At 47.0% G+C, this 22,549-nt stretch carries 14 protein-coding genes and 1 tRNA gene; 8 read left to right on the top strand and 7 right to left on the bottom strand.

Translation table 11 applies throughout. The features are described 5' to 3' along the window. Positions 1 to 137: 137 nt before the first annotated feature. The 6 genes from Q0101_RS07830 to Q0101_RS07805 all read left to right on the top strand — a co-directional run bounded on the left by Q0101_RS07830 (position 138) and on the right by Q0101_RS07805 (position 8,503). Entirely contained in the window at positions 138 to 4,688 is a 4,551-nt protein-coding gene (locus tag Q0101_RS07830) for an ATP-binding protein (protein WP_297944035.1), read from the top strand. Between the two features lie 14 nt (positions 4,689 to 4,702). Then, positions 4,703 to 5,083, top strand: a complete 381-nt coding sequence (locus tag Q0101_RS07825; RefSeq protein ID WP_005869488.1) for a response regulator — start codon at positions 4,703 to 4,705, stop codon at positions 5,081 to 5,083. 13 nt (positions 5,084 to 5,096) lie between these two features. Beyond that, positions 5,097 to 5,173, top strand: a tRNA-Arg gene (locus tag Q0101_RS07820). Positions 5,174 to 5,420: 247 nt separating this feature from the next. After that, positions 5,421 to 6,602 carry a tryptophan synthase subunit beta gene (gene trpB / locus Q0101_RS07815; RefSeq protein WP_297944032.1) on the top strand — a complete coding sequence of 394 codons (1,182 nt, stop codon included), beginning with the start codon at positions 5,421 to 5,423 and terminating at the stop codon, positions 6,600 to 6,602. Then, positions 6,595 to 7,341 (top strand): tryptophan synthase subunit alpha, encoded by a 747-nt coding sequence (trpA, locus tag Q0101_RS07810; protein WP_297944029.1) that lies wholly within the window; start codon positions 6,595 to 6,597, stop codon positions 7,339 to 7,341. The genes trpB and trpA overlap by 8 nt, the downstream gene beginning before the upstream one ends. Before the next feature lie 10 nt (positions 7,342 to 7,351). Then, positions 7,352 to 8,503, top strand: a complete 1,152-nt coding sequence (locus Q0101_RS07805; RefSeq protein ID WP_297944026.1) for a hypothetical protein — start codon at positions 7,352 to 7,354, stop codon at positions 8,501 to 8,503. 219 nt (positions 8,504 to 8,722) lie between these two features. On the opposite strand, the gene Q0101_RS07800 is transcribed toward Q0101_RS07805, so the two are convergent. Then, a complete protein-coding gene (locus tag Q0101_RS07800; protein WP_297944023.1) occupies positions 8,723 to 10,813 on the bottom strand; it encodes a TonB-dependent receptor in 2,091 nt (696 codons plus the stop codon). 1,024 nt (positions 10,814 to 11,837) lie between these two features. On the opposite strand from Q0101_RS07800, the gene yedE reads away from it, so the two are divergent. After that, positions 11,838 to 12,899 (top strand): YedE family putative selenium transporter, encoded by a 1,062-nt coding sequence (gene yedE, locus Q0101_RS07795; protein WP_297944021.1) that lies wholly within the window; start codon positions 11,838 to 11,840, stop codon positions 12,897 to 12,899. 297 nt (positions 12,900 to 13,196) lie between these two features. Here the strand turns inward: yedE and Q0101_RS07790 are convergent, their stop codons facing one another. The 6 genes from Q0101_RS07790 to Q0101_RS07765 all read right to left on the bottom strand — a co-directional run bounded on the left by Q0101_RS07790 (position 13,197) and on the right by Q0101_RS07765 (position 21,558). Continuing rightward, complete coding sequence (locus Q0101_RS07790; protein WP_297944019.1) at positions 13,197 to 13,652, bottom strand: hypothetical protein; 456 nt, start codon at positions 13,650 to 13,652, stop codon at positions 13,197 to 13,199. Positions 13,653 to 14,121: 469 nt separating this feature from the next. Then, entirely contained in the window at positions 14,122 to 14,994 is an 873-nt protein-coding gene (locus Q0101_RS07785) for a hypothetical protein (RefSeq protein WP_297944017.1), read from the bottom strand. Positions 14,995 to 15,056: 62 nt separating this feature from the next. Next, entirely contained in the window at positions 15,057 to 16,841 is a 1,785-nt protein-coding gene (locus Q0101_RS07780) for a hypothetical protein (protein ID WP_297944015.1), read from the bottom strand. Then, on the bottom strand, positions 16,825 to 17,946 hold the full coding sequence (locus Q0101_RS07775) for a DNA adenine methylase (RefSeq protein WP_297944013.1): 1,122 nt from the start codon (positions 17,944 to 17,946) through the stop codon (positions 16,825 to 16,827). Before Q0101_RS07775 ends, Q0101_RS07780 begins: the two co-directional genes overlap by 17 nt. Continuing rightward, a complete protein-coding gene (gene trpD, locus Q0101_RS07770; protein WP_297944010.1) occupies positions 17,947 to 19,560 on the bottom strand; it encodes an anthranilate phosphoribosyltransferase in 1,614 nt (537 codons plus the stop codon). A 312-nt stretch (positions 19,561 to 19,872) separates the two neighbouring features. Next, complete coding sequence (locus tag Q0101_RS07765; protein WP_297944007.1) at positions 19,873 to 21,558, bottom strand: anthranilate synthase component I family protein; 1,686 nt, start codon at positions 21,556 to 21,558, stop codon at positions 19,873 to 19,875. A gap of 128 nt (positions 21,559 to 21,686) precedes the next feature. On the opposite strand from Q0101_RS07765, the gene yaaA reads away from it, so the two are divergent. After that, positions 21,687 to 22,418, top strand: coding sequence for a peroxide stress protein YaaA (gene yaaA / locus Q0101_RS07760; protein ID WP_297944004.1), 732 nt, complete (start codon positions 21,687 to 21,689; stop codon positions 22,416 to 22,418). Positions 22,419 to 22,549: the final 131 nt, after the last annotated feature.

Genomic DNA, 22,549 nt, shown 5'->3' with positions numbered 1-22,549 from the left:
AAAGATTTGTTTAGTAAAATCACCCATTAACTTTGCAGGACGGCTAAATCGTCTCCGCCTAGCGTGACGGAAGCGACTTCGTTTCTCCGGTTGAATAAAATTTAACGTCGCGTAAGCTGCGCTTTGAAGGATTTTGTATGAATTTAAATACTACAAGTGCTTTGAGACTTGTTAGCGGTATCCCGCTACTTTTGATTTTCGCGTTTGCATCATATTTCTTGTTTATCTCTTTGCAGGATTACGCCAGAGTGGGAATTTTGCAGCAGCAAATTGCTAAAAATAGTAATCTCGCGGCGTTAGTAGAGCAGGTAGATAAAGAGCGCGGTATCACTTCGGCGTTTTTGGGTAGCGAGGGAAACCCTGGTATGGGAACCCTTCTATCGGGTCAACGTAAAAAAACCGACGATGCGCTTGCAAAGTATAAAGAAAGCAAAAATATCAGTGAAAATGTCGTAAAAAAGACTATTTTTGATATTTTCGCTTACGGCACCGGTAATGACGAGCTTTTGGCTGCCGAGACCGATATAGACGGTTTGTTAGACAAACTTCCGCAGGTAAGAAGGGATGTCGATGCTCAAAGCAAAAGCTTCGGTGAGCTTTTCAGTTCATATTTTCAAAAATTCGACGATGATGTAAAAACAATCCAACGAGTGCTAAGAGAGGGTCTTGTAAGCTCAAATATCACCGTTTGGACGGTTTCGTTGCTTAATACTTATGAGGCGATGGATGCCACTGCATCGGAGCGCGACTATATTATCGAATACATCATCGGTAGCAAGGCTATGAATCAGGCGCAGCTAAGGACTTGGGCTAGCTTCAATCTATCTAGTTCGCTTCCTAATTACTACTTCTTGCCGGAATCGGATGCTAGAGCTGCAATTTTAAAAATTCTAGACGGAGAAGAATTTCAAAACGCATTAAGAGAAACTGCTAAAATTTCAGCCACATTGCAGCAAGAAGCGGACGAAGGACACTATAGCGTGCCTTTTCAAGAGTGGTTTGCCTCTACTACACTTAAATATAAAAAGTTAAGTGAAATTTCTGAAAAGATCAATGCTGAGCTTGCGACGCATGCCGATACTTACCTAGCGCAAAGGCTAAGAAACCTATTTATCGCTCTTGGTATATGGGCTTTAGCGGCTATTTTGGTCGTTTTTGCCTTGGGTATTACTAGGCGTTTAAGACAGAACGTTACCGACCTCGGCAACGTGCTTAGCCGAATCGGCGATTTGACGAATCAGCACGAGCATATCGACGTTAGGACTAGTGAGGGTGTTAACAAGGCGTATTCACTTATCGAGGATGCACTCGATCTGATTGCGTATCAAAAAGGCGCTGCGGAGGATGCCAACAAGGCAAAATCGATCTTTTTAGCTAATATGTCTCACGAGATCAGGACGCCGCTTAACGGCATCATCGGCTTTACGGAGCTTCTTAAAAATACCGATTTGGACGAGGAGAAGCGCGATTACGTTGATACCATCGAAAAATCGTCCGAAAACCTTCTAACGATCATTAATAACATTTTGGATGTCTCCAAGATCGAAAGTAATAAGGTCGAGCTTGAGGATATCTTATTTAACCCTATTCAAGATTTCGAAAGCGCGGTTGAAATTTACGTTGCCAAGGCTACCGAAAAGAATATCGACATCCTGCTCTACATCGATCCTACGCTCGTACACCACCTATACGGCGATATTACGAAGATCAAAGAGGTTCTTATCAACCTCATGTCAAATGCTGTCAAATTTACGCCTGAGCACGGCACTATCGTGGTCGAAATTTTAAGAGAGCCTAGCAAAGCTCCAGGAGAGGCGATCGTAACGTTTAGCGTAGAAGATACCGGCATTGGAATTTCTGAAGATAAGCTCGCAAATGTATTTAACGCCTTCTCTCAAGCTGACTCTACAATCACGCGCAAATATGGTGGAACGGGTCTTGGACTTACGATTTCGTCTAAATACGTAGCGATGATGGGCGGCAAGCTTCAGGTCAAATCTACCGTAGGAAAGGGTACTAGATTTTACTTCACCCTTGCTTTTAAAGAGACTCAAAAGACTGATGCAGACGCAGTATTTGAAAGCATCAAAGGATTAAATTTCGCGCTTTTAGCTGATAGCGCCGATACGATGTATAATGATATCGTTAAAAATTATATCAGCAAGCTAGGCGGTAAAATTTCGATATTTAATACGAACGCGCAGTTCCGCTCAGCGCAAAATAATAACAAATATGACGCCCTTATCACTAGATTTAAGAATTACGGCGAGGTTAGCGATATATTGAGTATGCCTACGATCTTGACTCTTAAGCCGAAAGAGCTTCAAAGTATTAGTATTTCAAATTCTAAAATTTTTACTCTTACAGAGCCTTTTAACTTAACTAAATTCGTTAAGACGCTAGATAAAATTTCAAAATCCGGAATTGCTCTAAATAGATCGGATTTTGCTCCACAGACGCATGAGATTAAGCTGGATACCGAGATAGAAAAGCCTATAGTCGCTGATGAAATGATTATGGAAGAGCCGGTAGTAAAAGAAAGGCCTATCATCAACAAGCTCGATGAATTACGACATGCTACTACTTCGTCGGCAGACGAGCTACGCGCTATCTTGCAAAGCAGAAGGCGTACACACGATGCCGAGGCTCATTCTGCGCATAAAGAGGAGGCTGTTAGTAAGCCTAGTATTGCTCAAGAACTCAAAAAAGAAGCTCCTAAAGCAGAAGAGCCGGTCATTAAGCCTATAGATATCGAGCCTATGAGTGATATTAAGATTGAAAAGACAGAGCCTGAATCGCCAAAGATTAATGTTGATATTCCTGAAATAGTAATTCCACGCGCAGAAAAGCCAAAGGTAGAGCCTTCAAGCACAAAGGATGCCCAGGCCGATATCGATGAGCCTATATCTTTGGAAATCCCTGATGATTTTGTGGGGCTCAAAACACATGCGACTCAGACCCAGGCTCCTAAAGCCGAAACTCCTAGCATCAATCTTTCTGATATCGAAATAGAGCTTCCTAAGATCAAAAAAGAGGAAGAAGTAAAGGCTGAGCCTGCGAAAGTAGAAATTCCAAAGGCTAAGGTGGAGACACATAAGGCCGAGATTGAAATTCCTGATATAGATATTGATCTTTCGGATATCAAACCGAGCGTCAAAGCGCAAGAGCCTGTTAAAAAGGTTGAAATTCCAAGCGTAGAAGAAGAAATTCCTGTAGCCGTTAAAACCGAGCCTGAAATTCCTATTGCTAAAGCTTCGAAGCCTGATACTTCAAGTGTTTCTGCTCATGAAGATGAAATTTCAAGTGTTAAACTTTCAGAACCTGAAATTCCAACTAAAAAGATAATTGAGCCAGAACCTATCGCTGTTGAGCCAGAGCCGGTAGCAATTGAGCCTGAACTAAAACCTATCAAGCCAAAACTTGAAGAGGTTAAACAGGGACTGTCAAATATCGAGTCTGAACCGGTAACGCCAGTAGTAGAACTGGCAGCTCAAAATATTCCTGTCGAAGAGCCGAGTATTGAGCCGGAGTCGGTGTCTATTCCAAAGACAGAGCCTGCTACTCAAAACGTCCATGTCGAAGAGCCAGAGATCGAGCCTGTTAGCGTAAAAGTCGAACCGGTAGTTATCCCGCAGCCTGAGGAAGAGGAGATGGTCGAGGTGCCCGTCACCGTATACGAAGACGAGCAACAGGAAGAAACCATCATGGTCGAAGAGGATGTTGAAGTCGAAGAAGAGGTTGAAGTGCCGGTAGAGCGAAATCCTGCCGATGAAAATGTACCTTTGGTCAATAGAAAATATAACGCTAAAATCCTTATTGCGGAGGATAATGAGATCAATCAAAAGCTTATGAAGCATACGTTAAATAGCTTTAATATGAATTTGACGATAGTCGAAAACGGACTTTTGGCGCTGGAAGCCAGAAAAGCTAATAACGACTATGATCTCATATTTATGGATATTTCGATGCCTGTTATGGACGGTATCGAATCTACAAAGCAGATCAAGCAATACGAACACGAGAATAATCTCCGCCACATCCCGATCGTGGCTGTTACTGCCAATGCGCTAAAGGGCGATAGAGAGAAATTTATGGCGGCGGGGCTTGACGAATACTGCACCAAGCCGATCAAAAAGGATATCTTAGCCCAAATGCTAGATAATTTTATCGGCGATAAACGATCTGATGCAGCGCCTGCGGGTGGAACTACAAAGAAGCTGGTTAAAAAGCTTGTCAAACGCCAGGTACCTAAGACGGTCATTAAAACTGTCAAAGTGCCAAAGACGGTAATGAAGCTAGTTCCTAAAAAAAGTATAGTTTCCGATGACGTAGTGAAAGCTAAGGGTGCACGCGTGCCGACAAAAGATATACTTATATGTAAGGCAAACATTATGGAAAGTAAAATTTTTGCCAGCATATTAAAACATCAGTATAAAGACGTAGAAATTGCGGGCAATTTCGACCAGCTTATTTCTATGGCGGCTACGGGTAGTTATAAGCTTGTTTTGATTGATAAAAAGCTAGCAGGGCTAGACTTAGCGGCGTTAGAGAGCTTGCGCCGAAAAGCGTCTGCAACCAAGCTAGTTCTGTTTTCTAACGACAACGATGAAAATCCACTATTTAGCGAAGTCGCTAGTTACAATATCACCAAGTCGGGTCTTGAGAAACTCGCACAAAAATATATATAAGGATGAGGTCTTAAATGAGAGATTTGAAAGTTTTAACGGTTGATGACGACGCTATAAATTTAAAGCTACTTGAAGTTATGCTAAAAAAATACGGAAAATTCCAAACCATACTCCAAGCCAAAAACGGCTTGGACGCCCTTGCCGTACTCGAAGTTCAGCCTGTTGATTTGATTTTATTAGATATCGTAATGCCTGTGATGAATGGGCTGGAATTTTTAGATAATCTTCACGCTAGAGAAAGTATAGCTCATATCCCCGTCATCGTCCTTACGACGGACGAGACCGCTAAACGAGAGGCTTTAAATAAAGGTGCTTATGACTTTATGACAAAGCCCATCAATGACAAAGATCTTCACAAAAAACTAGACGACGTTATGAATATTATCGGCGATTAAATTGCCGATTTTTGTCCTCGTAGCTCAGTAGGATAGAGCGCAAAATTCCTAATTTTGAGGCCACAGGTTCGAATCCTGTCGGGGACACCATTGCTCTTTTTGAGATATTTTGCTTTCAAATTTAAGCCCTCATATTCCATATAGAATCACGTTATAAAATTTACTTGTAGTCCGTGAAACCTTGAATTGTAAATTTTAAAATTTACTATCTTACGCCGCGCGTTTTTGCGGCTGTATATCCGATAAATTTAGAAGAGCGCCGCAAAAGGCGCCGTAAAAAAAGCGAAATTTAACGCGAAATTTTATATAATCTTGCGATTTAATGCGAGGAGATAGGATGAATAAAAAGGCGTATTTCGGGAGTTTCGGCGGGCAGTTCGTGCCCGAAACGGCGATGTTTGCGCTCGAGGAGTTGGAGGATGCGTACAGCACCATAGCGCAGACTAAGGAATTTAAAGACGAGCTAGGTTACTTGCTGCGCGAATATGCGGGGCGTCCGACGCCGCTGTATCACGCTGCGCGCCTTAGCGAGCACTACGGGCATGAAATTTATCTAAAGCGCGAGGATCTTAATCACACGGGCGCTCATAAAATCAACAACGCCCTAGCGCAGGCGCTACTAGCCAAAAAAATGGGCAAAAAAAAGGTCATCGCAGAAACCGGCGCAGGCCAGCACGGCGTGGCGACGGCGACGGCAGCGGCGCTATTTGGGCTTGAGTGCGACGTGTATATGGGCGAGACCGACGCCGCGCGCCAACAGCTCAACGCCTTTAGGATGCAGCTTTTGGGTGCAAATTTAATCAAAATCGGCACCGGTTTAAAAACGCTCAAAGAGGCGACCACCGCGGCGATTCAGGCGTGGGTGAATGAGATAGAGAGCGTATTTTACGTCATCGGCTCGGCGGTCGGACCGCATCCGTATCCGAAGATGGTTAGGGATTTTCAAAGCGTCATCGGCACCGAGACCAAATCGCAGCTTGCGAGCAAGGGGATCAAGGCCGATTACGTCCTAGCCTGCGTGGGCGGCGGAAGCAATGCGATAGGAATTTTTAGCGCGTTCGTGGATGATCCCGCCGTACAACTCATCGGCGTCGAAGCGGGCGGCTTGGGCGCACAAACCCTTTATCACGCAGCGACTATTACCAATGGGCGCGCGGGCATCATCCACGGTATGAAAACGATTGTGCTACAGAATAAATTCGGCATGATCGAGCCTGTTCACAGCATCTCGGCGGGGCTTGATTATCCTGGAGTGGGCCCGGAGCACGCGCATCTGCACGAGATAAGTCGCGCAAAATACGAAGCGGTAACCGACGATGAGTGCATCACGGCGCTTAAACTGCTCTGCAGGCTCGAAGGCATCATCCCCGCGATCGAAAGCGCGCATGCGCTAGCGTATTTAGAAAAGCTCTGTCCACAGTTAAAAGGCAGAAAAACGATCGTCGTAAACGTAAGCGGTAGGGGCGATAAGGATATGGATACCGTGATGAATTACAAAAAAGGAACGATTTATGGATAAGATCAAGGCGGCCTTTGCGGGCAAAAAGGCGAACATCGGCTACATCGTGGCTGGCTATCCGAGCCCAGCGCATACGAAGGAGTTTTTGTCAAATTTAGACGAAAGCGTGATCGATCTGCTTGAGATCGGCATCCCGTATTCCGATCCACTCGCGGACGGTCCGGAAATTTTTAAGGCGAGCTTTTCCGCGGTGCAAAACGGCGTAAACGCGGGCACAGTATTTGAAATTTTAAAAGAGGTGCAAACGCGCAAGCCGCTCGTGTTTTTGGTCTATTATAACGTGATCTTTGCCTACGGCGTGCGCGAGTTTGTAACGCAGGCGGCGCGCTACGGAATCAGCGGACTAATAATCCCCGATCTGCCATATGAGGAAAACGAGGAAATTTTCGCGCTTTGCGAGGAGTTCGGTATCGCGCTCATCCCGCTTATTAGCGTTACGAGCGAGCACCGCGCCGCGCGAGTTTTGAGCCGCGCGCGGGGCTTCATCTACGGCGTGGGAGCTATCGGCGTGACCGGAAGCAAGCAAACGCCGATTTCACGCCTAAAAAATATGGTCGCAGATCTTAAAAAAATGAGCGATCTGCCCGTAGCTATCGGCTTTGGTATCCGCACGGCGGGCGACGTTCGCGCCACCAAAGAATACGCAGACGGCGCTATCATCGGCACTGCGATCGTAAATTTATGCGCGAACTACGGCGGGCGCGAGCTGCAAAATAAGATCGCCGAACTTTTTAACTAACGGAAAGAGCATGAAAAAGATATTTTTGATTTTAATCGCAAATTTTTGTCTCGGCGCCAATTTGATGCAATATGATCTTTTCAACCACGACGACAGCGTCGACATCGCCTTGGCGTTTGACTCCGCATACAAGCCCGACATCGTGCGCCGCGTCGACGGGCAGTCGATGAGCCTTATTTTAAAAGGGCTTGGCGGCGATGAGAAATTTAACGAAATGCGCACCAATCAAAAGGTCTTAAAAAGCTTTACGATAGCGCCTAAGGGCAAGGATATCGAGATCAATTTCCCTACCGGAGCCGATCTATCAGTCGATGCTCTTACTCAAGACGGCAATTTAAAGCTCATTTTGCGCGTAAAAAACCCCGCTTTCGATCAGAGCAAGATGAGCGTAAAGAGCGAGGCGAGTGAGACGGTGCAAAGCGGTAGCAGCGGGGTTTCCGTGATGCCGATAATCGTAGCGTTACTACTTGCGGCTGCGGCTTTCGTAGGCGTGCGAAAATTTTTATCGTACAAGCCGCAAAAAAGTATCGACGAGACATGGCGAGTTTTTGAAGACGACGCTAGCATGGAGGGCGCCGATGTGGACGAAGCGGGCATAGACGAAATTTTAAACGACTCCTCTTTTAAAAATCAGAGCGGATCAAAGAACGCAAATTTTACCAATTATTCCGACGCGCAAGAGTTTGCGAAGAAAGATGAGGACTCCGCTTTAAATTTAAAAAATTCTAACGACTCAAAAAGCGTAGATGGTGCAGATTTTTTAAGAGGCGAGAACGTGAGCGAAGAGAGTGCACACGATAAATTTTACGATGAGGTTGCGCGTGCCGAGCGTTCGGAAGCTACGGAGGCGGACGAAAACTCTGAGAGCGCTGAGAATATAGGCACAGCGGATAAAATTTCACCGCTTAAAGTAAGCCCTGTCGAGAGCGGCACGATGGAATTTTGCGAGGGAGCAAAAGAAAGATCGGATACAAAAGAGCCCAAGGTTTCGGCATTTAAAAGCATTTTAGAAAATGAGCTGCTTGGCTCGGATACCGCAAGACCTAGCGACGTGCGAGTAGAGCTGGTACGCGAAATCGACGAAAATAATGCTGCCGTAGTGCTAAGCTTCGCGGGCAAAAAACATCTAGTGGTGTTAAAAAGCTCCAACGCTATCGATTGATGAGGCGAGAAAATTTGCAACTTGCGGGCTTTGTGGCCCATAAAATTTTGCAATTTGTTAAATTTTAAAAATTGCGGAATTTTATAGCGCTAGAAATTTATGCCACATTTAAGCCTTATCACCAAAAGGTCTCGATGAGGTCTAAATTTAAAGCGAAAGAGGGGCGAAGGCTGGGTAAGTTTTAAAATTTAACCCGCGCCCTCGCCGCAAAAATTTAATCTAAAATCTTACTTCCAAATCGACGTAGAAATTTCGTCCAGCGCCCACCGCTACAGTATCGCGCGTGCGGTTTGCGTTGATATAATGCCGATCGAAAATATTATTTACGCCAAAGCTCAGATCGGCGCCGTCAAGGGCCGGAATAATGCCGTTTTTAATCTTGTAACTTCCTCTAAAATTAGCGATCGTAAAGGACTTATCTACATAAAAATACTCTCTCCCGCGTGCAAAATATGAAGCAGGTTTGGAATGAGGCTTAAAATAGTGGCTTACCTCAAAGCCTAAATTTAGATCGTGCAAAGGCGAGTAGGAGGCGTGCGCGCTTAGCTTTTTAGCGTGATTGTTTATATTTTCGTGCGTCTGCTTGTTGTAAATTCTAAGCCGTTCGAAGCTCGCGCCGAAATCAAAGTCCTGCGTTTGGTAGTTTGAGCTTAGCTCAAAACCATGCCTTTTGGCTTGATCGATATTTTGATACTGCCCGTATTGTTGCGAAAAGCCGCCCGGCGGCACGCCTAGATGCGGAAGCGCCTTTATACCTATCATATCTTCGATCTTGCCGTTAAAGTAGATAAATTTCATATCGAAGTGGTCGTCCGTAAAAATTTCATCCTGTTTAAAACTAAATCCGACCTCGTATTCCTTGACGGTCTCGGGCTTTAGATCGGGGTTTGGGATGTAATAATACATTCGGTTTATCGGCCCTTTTTGCGATGTCTCATGCGGAGTAGGCGCGCGGAAACTCTCGCTGTATCCCGCTAAAAGCGTAAATTTATCAAAGAGCGTATAGGCAATCGCCGCGCGTGGAGAAAATCTGGAATCTTTAAATTTCGCGGGTTTGCCTTTGATGTCACGATCGAATCTATCGTATCTGCCTCCTAGGGTAAGCTCCAAATCATCGTGCAAGCGGATCAGATCCTGCGCAAAAAGCCCGTAGCTATTGTATTCATTCGGAAATGAGGCGAAATCTCTTAGCGCTCCATTTTGGATAAAGATCGCATCCTCCTGCCTATTTTCGTAATCGCCGCCGAAAGCGAAGCTATGATTTAAAAAGCCCGTATCAAATTCCGAGATATTTTTGATCTCTAGCCCTTTGCGGTCATCCTTGTTTGCGTAGTCGCCGGTAGTTGCGCCGCTGGTATAGCCGCGTTTATACTCAGCTCTGCTTTTGTAGGCCTTAAAAGACATATCCACTAGCGGGCTTTGCGGCGTAAAGCTCCAATCAAAAACGTAATCTCTCTGGCTTAAATTTCCGTTTACGAAGAGATCTGCGTCGTTTTGCCATAGTGTCTGCCACATCGTATGTAAATTTTCGTCGTAATCAAAGGCGCTGAAGCTGATGCGATGATCGTCTAAGTTTGCGCCGATCTTAAAAAATCCGGTATCGATATGTTCGTTATTAAAGCTCTTATCGTAATCCGGAGCGTAGTGCGTGCCGCCGTCTGCGAGCTTGATATTGCCGTAGCTTGCGCGCTTGCCGTAGAGTAAAACGTCGATCGGAATTTCCTCGCCCTTGCCGTAGACCGCGCCGCGCGTGCTATGCATATTGTTTGATTCAAGCCTCTGTCCTAGCATCAAACCTACGCTTTTGCCCTCGCTTAGATAATCGCTCGCGCTTTTTGTCTGCATATTTACGATACCGCCGATTGCGCCCGAGCCGTGAAGCACGGACGAGGCGCCCTTTACGACCTCGACGCGCTTTAGGATGTCGCTATCGGTGCGAAAGGATGAGATCATATTTGAGTACATCCCCGCGCTTCTGCGCACGCCGTCTTGCTTGATGATGACGCGCTCGTCGCTTTGATATCCGAATCCGCGGATCTGAAACTGCCTGCCGATCTGACGCCCCATATCCATGCTGCCGTCAACGCCCGGTATCTGCATAATCGAATCGATCACGTTGGTTTTGGCTTTCATATCCTTGGGGGTTAAAATTCCGGCCGAGCCCGCGTATTTTAGGTTATCGACCGCGCTTACCGTCGCTTGCACGACGATTTGACCCAGATCTTGCGACTTCGTAGCGTTGTTTTCGGCCGCATTCGCTCCGCCTATTGCGCCTATCGCAAGCGGCACCAATAAAATTTGCTTTTTCATGCCCGACCTTTAAAATAAAATTGAAATACATTATTATATATCTACATACTTAAATAAGGTTGAAATTTAATTTCAAAAATATTTGAATTTCGTTTCGTAAAAAAAGCGATACGATGCAGCGCTGCAAAAAGACGTCGCGTCTTAAAGACGGCGAGGGCGTATCGGTGGAGGACGTGTCCAAACGAGGGCGCATCGAAGGCAGACATATCATCGGCGCGGGCCTGTAGTCCGCGAAAAGTGCGAAGAGGGGGTATCGGCATAAGGTACGTCGGCGTCGGAGAGGGAGCGCGTCGATAGGGGGCGTGCCGGAGGAGTAGTCGTACTCGCGTGCTCGTTTCCGCATCTCAGCAGTACTCCCGCCGGTAGGGCGAAGCTGCAAAGTACCGCGCCCGAAAGCTCGTCTCCGCACGGGCACGTTTCCGCCGGCTGCTTTTAGATCGCCCCCTGTATCGGCTACATTTTGATCTCGGGTGCACTCCGTCTTGCGTTTGAGATCGCAAGCGTCCGCGTCTCGTATTCGGAGCCGCAGGCCAATATCGGCTGTTTTGATCGCGCACGATCTGTGTCTTTAGATCACGCGACTTCGCTTTATGTTTAAGTCGCGAACACGGCTAGGCTTCGCTCGCCCGCAGCAAAATTTCAAGCCGCGTATGGGCATGGGATGAAATTTTGCTTCGCGCAGGACGAAATCTGCCGCGTGCCGAAAGAATTTAACGATCGGACGGGCCCGCGCAGTGTTTATAAAAGCTAAATCGAAAATTTAGCCGCATGCGAGGCGGAATTTAATAAAATTTCTAAAAATTAGCTCGGCGTTTTTTGTTTCGGCTGGAGCGAAATTTTATTAAATTCGGTCTTGTCTCGCTCGCTCGAGGCAGAAATTTTAACTACCTTTCGGTCCCGCTTTAGGGTGCGGATAAAATTCCTCGCCCTAAAATTTCGATCGGAATTTATTTACTTTTTATTTTATAAAGGATAAAATCGCGCCTAAGAGATCGGTCGATCTAGATTATTTCAGGATCTTTTCATGAATAACGTTAAATGGTACATCATCGCAGGCGCCGTGCTAGGCGTGCTGGGTGCGACGCTGGTGCATTTCGGAAACCCGGGCAATATGGGCGTTTGCGTCGCTTGCTTTTTGCGCGACACCACCGGCGCGTTAGGCTTTCACCGAGCTAGCGCGGTGCAATACATCCGCCCGGAGATCATAGGGCTCGTGTTCGGCGGCTTTTTGGCAAGCGTGCTTTGGACGCGCGAGTTCGCGCCGGTTACGGGTAGCTCGCCGTTTGCGAAATTTTTCCTAGGGATTTTCGCGATGATCGGCTGCCTTGTGTTTTTGGGATGTCCGTGGCGCGCGTTTTTGCGCCTAGGCGGCGGCGATTTGACCGCACTAGCCGGGTTGGCAGGTCTGATCTGTGGCGTACTCATTGGGTTTTTGCTTAAAAAGCGCGGCTATGAGGCGAGCAAAGAGGCAAGGCTTAGCGGCGCGATCGGAATTTTGCCTGTACTACTGGGCGCTGCGTTGCTTGCGGCCTTGATTTTCGGTCTCAAAACGGGCGAGGGTGGCGCGCTTTTTATCTCCGCTAAAGGTCCCGGCGCGCAACACGCCGCGGTAGGCATCTCGCTAGCTGCGGGCATTATCGTGGGCGCCCTGATGCACAAGAGCAAATTTTGCAGCGTCGGAGCGTTCGGCAAGATTTTCGGCGGTGATTTCTCGATGTTTTGGGGCGTGCTAAGCGTCATCGTGTTTGCGAGCATCGCAAATATCGCGTTTGGACAATACAAGCTCGGCTTCGAAGGTCAGCCTATCGCTCATAACGATTTCGTTTGGAATTTCTTAGGCATGGTGCTCGCAGGACTTTGCTTTAGCCTCAGCGAGGGCTGCCCGGGCAAGCATCTGGTGCAGGCCGGCACGGGAAATTTAAGCTCGGGCATATTCGTCATCGGCATGGCGGCGGGCGCCGCGATCGCGCACAATTTCTTGCTCGCAAGCTCGGCTAAAGGCATCACCGAGTTCGCTCCTTACGCGGTCGCGATCGGTTTTGTTTTCGCGCTTTACGTGGGGATTTTTCAAAGGCGCGCCGCTTAAGGCTGATATTTAATCTCAGAGATCAATCTATACAGAGGCGGCGTATCTGATCAAGCTCTGGCGGCGTACTTATAAAGACATACGCTGTCGGAGCGGAGCGCTCTCTGCAAGACTGGCGCAAGCAGCTGGAGATAGAATTTAAGAATTTGTAGCTGTATTCATAACGCGATAAAGCAAATGATAAAATAGATTCTGCGCAAGAAAGATTACGATCAATTTTTAAGAGTCGCGCCTTTAAATTTTAAAATTTAAAGGCTTCGCCATTTGAGGCTTCTTTCATCTAAAGCTCTTTAATTATTAATTAAAATCCAGCCACACGTGGCGCTGGGTCTTGTCCAAATCAATGCCTTTTGTCTTCATAAAAAATTCTTTTATCCTAACGTAGTCATCCATGGTTTCTATCGTAAAGACGATATCTTTATCCTTGCCTCGGATTATTATATTATCGTAAAATATAAGTCTAAGACGGAATTTAAAAACTAAAAAATATATAAATTTTAAGACGAATAAAAACAAAAATGCAAGTATAGATATGAAAAATACTCTGAAACTACCTGTTTCTATATATTTTCTTACGTCGATAGCTAATACCAATATGCAGATCAATAAAAAAGCGATTATCGTAGTGTATGGCTCAAATTTTAAGAAAAATCTATAAAAAGCACCTTGCCTCCTAAGCCACTCATTATCTCTTGCAAAATAGGCTCTTTTTACATCCTTAAGATCATCTAAGAATATAGTTTTTTCGGACATTTTATTTGTATAATAAGTAACTCGATCATTATAAAATTTTACAAATTTCTTATTAAAAAAATTTGTAAAATATTCCATTATTATAGGCAATCCGAAAAATGGAAATACTATAAAAAGCTGATTATATCTAGTTTGATTGGGTTCGTATGAATACATAAAAATCATAATTGCAAGCGTGCATACCGTAGCAAGAACTATATAAAAATTCGTCCTATCTTTGACCACCAAAGGCTCTTTATTATAATCACGAGCGCAACTCGGATTTTGTCTGAACTTAGTAAGACTTATGCTTTCGTTTGAATTTATAGCGGAGTCATCCGTGAGTTTTTCAAATTTAAAATTTTTACTGTCAGAATTTTCGGCATCAAAATTCCGCCCTGAACCCCGCTCTAAATTTTGACGCCGTTCATTTAGAATTTTCTTTAGCTTTTCGAGGCTCTATTTTTTATTCATCTTTATTCTTTATAGCCTACACAAAAATTTGTGGCGGGATTTTATCTAAATTTTTCCCTGTTTTGATTAGAAAATAGGCTTTTAGCTCTTTGTATTCTTTGCTTGTTAATATGCTTGCTTCGATATAATTACCATTGCTCATAAAAATAAGGCTGTCGTTTCCTATGTCAAATCCCAAATTTTTCTTAAATCTAAATATGATTAAGGGCGCAAACGCTAAAAATAAGGAGATCGGCACAATTAAAATTCCATAAGAAATTTTATTTTTAAAAGTTACTACCAAAGATAAAAGGATTATCCACGTAAACGCGACAAAAAATGTTGAAATTTTACCTTTTTCCGTCATTTTTAAAGTGGATGGCCCAAAGGTGCGTTTTATTGCAATTATTTCGGATAAATTTATAGAGTATAGGGTCACTCTCTTTTTCTCGGAATAATATTCGATAACTGAATTTTTAAATTTTATATAACAGGTGCCAAATTTATCCGAAAGTTCTAGCCAGCGTTTAATGGATCTTGGCGAGTCTTGCCTTGTTCCAAAATCTATAAAATTAAGAAAATACAGAAATGGCGAATAAAATTTAATCATCTCTATTGAATTATCTTTTATGGTTATTGGTTCTTTGTCGTAATCTCTAGCTTGAGTTTTAAAATTTTGCGAAGGTGTATCAGTGGCACAAGAGAGATCGCTTTGCGATTTTTGTTCAACGACATTTGTAAAATTTTGCTCGCTGGCATTTATAGAATTTTGCCTGCCATCGCTCGTAAATTTTAGCCCGCCGCCCGCCAAATTTCGCTTATCGCAATTTTTATCTTGTAAGAAATCCTTTATATTTTTATCATACCGCGTTTTGCTTATGCCAAACCTAGCAATTTCGTCGTTATGCATTTGGTTCCTCCTTATACACGCTTGATTTAGATATAACTATCGCGCGAGTTTGCACACGGAGATCAGCCTTGCGCATTTTTTAAAATTTGCAAAATTTCGCTTATCTTTTGTGGATCTTTGATGCCTCGCGCATCCTCCACGCGGCTGTTTAGATCGATAGCGTATGGGCGCAGCGCGAGCGCTTCAAGGATATTTTGCGCACCGATACCGCCTGCAAGAATAAAAGAGATCGCGCCGCCCTTGGAAGCAGTGCTACACTTATCCGCACTATCATCCTTTGCGGCACCCGACTTGCCCACCTCACCGCCGTCATTCGTAATATTTGGTGCGCTCGCCTCATAGTCGTTTACACCTTGATTATTGACGCCTTCGCTTGTGGGTCTTACACCACTCAGCCGAGCGGTAGCACACGCACTAAATTTGCACTCATCGTCATTTTTTTCGGCGCGACGATCGGCGTTCGTTTCTTGTTTTGTATTGCCCGATCGAACAATATCATGTGCTCGCTCGCTCGCTTCATTGCTATTAGAGGCACAGCACACGTCGCTTACCCTCTTGAGCTTCAAATTTCCGTTTTCGCTATGCTCCGTGCAATAATTGCCGCAGCTGCCGTTTTTATCGCGCTTTAAATTCCCCTCGCTATATCCGCTACAGATCGCGCTGTGTTTAAGATGGCTCCTTGCGCCGTCTGAGCTTTGAGCGGTGCCCGTTACATAGCATTTTTTTTCGCCACTTACTGAGTTATTCTGCGTATCGCAGCGCCCGCTAGCCGGGTCGTATTTTGTGCCGCCTATGTTTTGAGTTGCGCTACTTGCGCAGTATTTTTCACTGCTCGCCGTGCCGTATTGTCCTTCGCAGCCAAGCCCTGCGCGTCGCAGCAGATCCCAGTCGAAGCTCACGCCGTTGCCGCCCAAGTTCGCCCCTTTGGCGTCAAATAATATCCGATCGCAGCTCAAACCCTCAAGCAGCGGCATCTCAGCGCCGACGCTTAGCACCTGCCATGCCTCGGTGCCTGCTGCGTTAAGCCGCGCTTTGAAATCCGCGCTTATGCGTCCATAAATTTGAGCGCAGTCTAGCTCACAAATCTCACAAATTTTTAAAATTTGCCCCTCGTTTAAAGCTTCCGCGCCAAAAATTTCAGAATTTAGATCTTTTATCGAAGCAGGCTCTGCGCAGTTTGTGTTTAAATTTACGCTCAAATCGTCGCACTCGTTTTCGTAAAATTTTAAGCCGCCGCTCGTGCCCGCGTAAATTTTATCTTCACAAATTTCTTCGCCGCGAGTTTTGCTGCTAAAATTTTTACATTCGCACGCGGCGACGCCGTGTTTTTCGCAGCTCAAAGCAAAGACCCCGACGCACTTTGCGCCGTTTTTATGCGCGATGCGTGCGATCTCGCGCGCTGTTTCTACGCTAACGTGGCGCTTGGAGCTTGACACGAAGATCACGCCTAAAAATTCCACGCGCGCGCCTGAGCCGTCGCCCTGGCTTCGCAAATCGCTACTGAAATTTTTATCGTAATCGGAATTTTGCTCAGACGTAAAATTTGCATGATTTTGCGCACGGCAGGTAAAATTCTCGCCGTCCTGATTAAAATTTTGCGCGAAATTTTGGCCGTCAGAATTGAAATTTCGCGTAGCATTCTCGGCGTCCGAATTAAAATTTCGCTCAGAATTTTCGCCGCAAAAATTAGAATTTTTTATCGAGCTCTCGCTACCCGATTGCGGTAAATTTTTGGCGCCGTCCGCGCGCTCTAAATTTACACATAAAGCCGAGCTGCACGCCAGCACCGCGCGAGCTTCGGCGGCGCTTTTGATGCCACAAATTTTGATCTTACTTCTGTACGACATATAAAAATTCAGTCACGTAAAGCTCGCGCGCGCTTAAATTTCTGCTCGCGCGGTAGGTCGGATAGCGGATCTCTATCGTGCGCACAGAGCCTATGTGTGCGAGGTTTTTTAAAAATTCCGCCTTCGAGATAAAGCCCTCGGAATTAAAAGAGATTATTAAAAATTTCGCCGGAAATTCCGCCAGCAGCGCGAAAAATTCCTCCGCAGCGCTTGATTTTTTATTATACGCCGAGCGGTTCCAGCCTGCAGGGATCCCCGAGACCCTGCTAAGCCCCACAGCATTTGGGCGCTTGCCCTCATTTATAAAATCCGTGATCAAATTTAGCATGAAATAGTTCGAGCCGTAGGGGTGCTGATTGTAGGGCGGATCGAAATACGCCACGTCAAGCTGCGAAAAGCGCTCGCGCGCACTCTGTGCAAAGCGCGCGGCGTCCTCTTGAAAGACCGCGCTTTCGCAGGCGAAATTTGAAAGCACGGGCAGGCGTAGGGAAATTTCGCCCATTATGCGAGCTAGCGCGTTTTCGCCGCTACCGCCGAACTTGCCCACGCCCGCTTTATCCTTGTAAAAGCCCTTAAAAACGCCGCCCGTGTTTGAGTGGATGCTCGCCTCGCTAAGCAGCGGCGCGGTGAAAAAATCGCGAAATTTTTGTGGGATTTTACCGATCTGCTCGCAAAGCCCGCCCAAAATCAGGGCGTTTCGGCGCGTGTAAAAAGCGCGCTCGCCCGCCTTGATATTCTCATCGTTCTTCGGCGCGTACAGCTCGCTAAAAAAGCTCTCCTTCGGCGTAAAATTTCTTAAAATTTCAGCATGCAGCTCGCTCAAATCTCGCCACAGCTCCTCGCTGAAATTTGAAAGATAGCAGGAGTTTATCGCGCGCGAGTAGCCCTCCAGATCGTTTGCGATCACGAGATTTGAGTGCGCTTTGGCCAGGCGCGCGACGATGCCGCTGCCGCTAAAGACGTCCGCGAAGCTGATTTTACCCTGCCCAAGCTCCGTCTTAATCTCGCAGATCGCCCGCCCTATCGGCGCTAGCAGCGAGCGCTTGTTGCCCAGATAGCTGATGAGCTGCTCGCTTAAAAACTCCCTCTTTTCGCCGCTAGTCATCTAAGCTCTCGCCCTCACGTAGTTTTCGTAAAATTCCCACGTTTTGCCCGATCTGATCGCCTCTAAAATGAGCGGCTTAGCCTCCGCAGGGCTTGACACGACATCGGCGCAGTATAGCGCAAACATCGCGTTTAGCACGACGATGTCAAATTTTGGCCCGCTAAGCTCGCCTTTTAAAATTTGCTTTAAAATCTTGGCATTAGCTTCGCCGTCGCCGCCTTCGATATCGCTGTGAAACGCCCTAGCGAAGCCGAACTGCTCGGGATTTACGCGGTATTCTAAAATTTTGCCGTCCTTGACCTCGTGGATTAACGTCTCATCGCACAGGCTGATCTCGTCCATGCCGTCCATGCCGTGCACCACCAGAGCGTGCTTGCGCCCCAAAATCATCAGCGTTTCGGCGATGAGTCCGTTTACTTCCTCCAGATAATTACCCACGATCTGATTGCTTAGGCTTAAATTCGGATTTAGAAGCGGTCCCATTATATTAAAGACGGTGCCAATTTTTAGGCGGTTGCGCACCTCTTTGACCTCGGCAGTGATCTTGTGAAAAAACGGCGCATGAAAAAACGCTAGCCCCGTGCGATCTAGCAGCGCCCTAATCTGCGCCAGATCGCTAAGTAGCGGCACGCCCAGAGCGTCCAGCGCATCGGAGCTGCCCGATCTGCTAGTGATCGCGCGGTTGCCGTGCTTGGCGACGCGCACGCCGAAGCTTGCCGCGATAAACGCCACGGTCGTGGAGATATTGATCGTCTTTAGCCTATCGCCGCCCGTGCCTACGATGTCAAACATCGGGCTTGGATCATCGTAGGTGATCGAGTATTTTAAGATACTGCGCACGAGCGCCGTAAGGCTGCTTGGGTAGAGCGACTTTTCGCTGATCAGCACGAGCAGTCCCGCAAGCTGCACAATGTCGTAATCCTGCTCGTAAAGCGCCTTACAAATGACCGCATAATCGTCGCTGTCTAGCGGGAAGCCCTTTTGTAGCTTCAACATAAACGGGGCGAAATTTACCACGAGTTTCTCCTTTAAAATTATCTTTTTGCCATAATTGATGAAATTTTCAATGATCTTTTTGCCGTATTGAGTAAAAAAGCTCTCGGGATGAAACTGAATGCCGAAAACAGGCTTGCTTCGGTGCTTCATCGCCATGATTACACCGTCATTTTCGCTCTTTGCTAAAATTTCAAACTCGCGCGGCAGCGTAGCTTCGTCCACATAAAGCGAGTGGTAGCGCATCACTTCAAATTTACGCGGCAGCCCGCTAAAAAGCACGCCATCTGCGTAAATTTCGATCGACGAGCTCTTGCCGTGAAGCGGCACCTCCAGCTGCTTTATCTCCGCACCAGCCGCGTATCCGATCGCCTGATGCCCAAGGCACACGCCCAAAATCGGCACGTCCAAATCCGCGCGCAAAATCTCTAAGCAAACGCCGCTATCTTTTGGGTGATTTGGCCCGGGGCTTAGGATTATGTGCGACGGGGCAAGCTCGCGCACCTGCTGCAGCGTTATCTCGTCGTTGCGGAAGTAGCGCACCTCCTCGTCGCTTAGCTCCAAAATGTATTGATAAATATTAAAAACGAAGCTGTCGTAATTATCTATCATTAAAATCAAAATTTTATCCTTTTTTAGGGCGTTTACGCCTCTTTCAAATTTTAAATAGTTTAAATTTGACCGCTTTGCGGCGGGTAAATTTAGCGCCGTTTTAGCGCCTCTTGCGTGCTAAATTTAAAATTCCGCCTACGGCTGCGACATTACCGCATCGCGACGTTGCACGGCTTTGCAGCCGATATGTATCTCGGCTTTGCGGCGCCGAATGAAGCTAGCCGTTAAATTTAACGTCCTAGCGTCGAAACCGCTATTAAATTTAGCGAAATCAAACTCGCACCGAAAAGCGGCGCGTCAGGCTAGCTAAATTTAAAGGGTCTAAGCTTCCTCGCATAGCTCCTCGATCGCCTTGAGCGGGCTTTTGCGCTTTTTGCAGATCTCTGCGTATTCGCTCTTTGGCGAGCTGTCGTAAACGATACCTGCGCCCGCTCCGATAAATACAAGATTGTTTAGCCCTTCGCAGCCGAAATTCTCCGCGCTAAATTTGGCAGCTTCAAACCGCATTGCGCGGCTAAAGCTCGGCTTGCTTTCTAAATTTAGCGCTCCGCCGCCTGCGCGAGCTTTTAAATTTAACGTCGCGTCGCGTTTGCTTGCACGAGCCGGTAAATTTTGCGCCTCGCCGCCGCCCTTTTGCGCTGCGAAATCGCAAAACTCTGTCGCTTGGGAATTTATCCCGCCGCAAGCAGCGTTTAAATTTAAGTTGGAATTCCGTTTAAAATCCTCGTTCGAGCAGAAATTTTGCGCGCCGCGATTTACAAAGATCGCCGAGCGAATCAAGATTGCTTGCATCACGTCGCCGTTAAAGCGCCAAAATCCGATTCCGCCGCCGTAAATGCCGCGCTCGTAGCGCTCCAGCTCGTTTATGATCTGCATCGCGCGAATCTTCGGGCTACCGCTTAGCGTGCCCGCAGGAAAGATAGTGCCAAGCACCTCAAACGCGCTTACCCCGCGCGGCTTACTGCCGTAAACCTCGCTTACGATGTGCATCACGCTTTCGTAGCGCACGACGCGCATCGCGTTTTGCACCCGCACCGAGGCGGGCGCGGCGAATTTGCCGATGTCGTTGCGAGCTAGATCGATCAGCATCCGATGCTCCGCAAGCTCCTTTTCGTCGCTTAAAAGCTCGCGCTCGAGCGCCGCGTCCGCTTCGGCATTCGCGCCTCTGCTGCGTGTGCCCGCGATGGGAGCGACGAAAATTTCGTCCTTTTTGATCTCCATGATCAGCTCGGGACTGGAGCCCGCGACGCAGCCGTACGGCGTCGGGAAGTGAAACATATAGGGACTCGTATTGTTCTTTTTGAGTCGCTCGTAAAACTCCAGGCTGCCCAGATTCGTGCCGACTTCTAAAATTTCGCCCAGCACGACCTGAAATACGTCGCCGCTTTTTATCTTTTCTTTTGCGGCCTCGACCATCGCGCTAAAATGCGACTCCTCGGCATCCAGATCGGTTAAAATTTTAAATTTAAGCTCTTTTTTCTTAGGCTCCGGCTCAGACGCGCCTTGCGATTTCGAGCCGCCTTTTATCGCGGCGTCCGCTTTTGCGGCACTTTGCGGCGCACCTTCTGCTTCGGCGACGGCCTGCTGCGAAGCCTGCGGACTAAGCCCGCGCAGGCTTTCGTAAATTTGGGCATCTTTGCCGTAAAAATCGTAAATTTTGCTAATTTTATCGTAGTGCAGGTAGTTTGCGGCGTCGGCGTAAAAAAACGGTGGGAAGTCATACAACGCTTGCTTCGGCGCGCCGATATTTTCAAACACGCGCACGATGTCGTAGCCCAAAACGCCGAAAAGTCCCGCAAAGCTTGCGTTTTTAAACTCGCTCGCGCCCGCTTTTGCACCCTTTATCTCATCAAATTTAAGCCTCAAAGCCTCAAAACTCATCTTAAATCCGTCGAAATAATCGCAATCGATGCCGATGATGACCTGCCTGTCGTCCTCTGCGAGGTAGCTTTGCGGATGCATCTTTAAAATTTCGCGGTAGTAAAACAGCGGCTCTTCTAAAAGCATTTTCGTCCTTGGAATTTTTAGCGCCATTATACGCTGCTTAGCTTAAATTTGAGCGGGCGGCGCGAGCTAGAGCGGGCTTGAATGCAAGCAAAATTTTAGTAAAATGAGCAAAAATTTAAGGAGAGCGTATGAAGATTTTATTTTCCCCAAGCGAGATGAAAAGCGAGCAAAGCGGCAGCACGCGCATTTGCGAGCAAAATTTCATCTTTGCGGATCTTTACGAAAAGCGCCTGCAGATGCTACGCGCCTACGCGGATTTCGTGGATAAAGCAAGCGAGGCGGAGCTTTGCAAGCTTTTCGGGCTGAAAAAATGGGATGCGGCTCTGCGCGAAAATATCTTTGAAAAAGGCTGCGCGAAGGCGCTTTTGCGCTACACCGGCACCGCGTATCGCGCCCTAGGCTACGCTTCGCTAAGCCCCGGCGCGCAGGAGTTTGCGGAGCGAAACACGATAATTTTTTCAAACCTTTTCGGCCCCGTGCTGGGCGGCGACGCGTTGCCGAACTACAAACTCAAGCAGGGCGAGAGATTCGGCGGCATAGACGCGGTAAAATTTTATCGCGATAGCTTCTCCGCCGCGCTGGGTCGGTATCTGGCAGATGAGTGCGTCGTGGATCTGCGCGCGGGATTTTACGAAAAATTTTATGAGATGAAGCACGAATATCTGAGTTTTAGTTTCATTAAAGACGGCAAGGTGCTGAGCCACTATGCCAAGGCTTGGCGCGGCAAGGTGCTGCGCGAAATAGCCCTTGCCCGCGCCTGCAGCGAGGCGGAAGTGCTCGCGCTGCGCTTGGGCGGCGCTTCCGTGCTCGAGATCAAACAGATCGGGCTAAAAAAGGAGATCGTGTTGGAAATTTCATAAGGCGCGAAAACCGCTCGGGGAAATTTACGATAAATTTTGCAGGTTTAATGCAGATTTTCGCGTAAAATTTGGCCTGGAAAATTTGTCGCAAGTTCAAATCCCACCCCATCCAAAGCGATTTTACCGGGAGA

Origin of the sequence: uncultured Campylobacter sp. (assembly GCF_937921625.1) — a bacterium.
GTDB lineage: Bacteria > Campylobacterota > Campylobacteria > Campylobacterales > Campylobacteraceae > Campylobacter_B.
The sequence above is the reverse complement of the archived record's forward strand: the minus strand, read 5'-3'. Positions and strand labels throughout refer to the sequence as shown.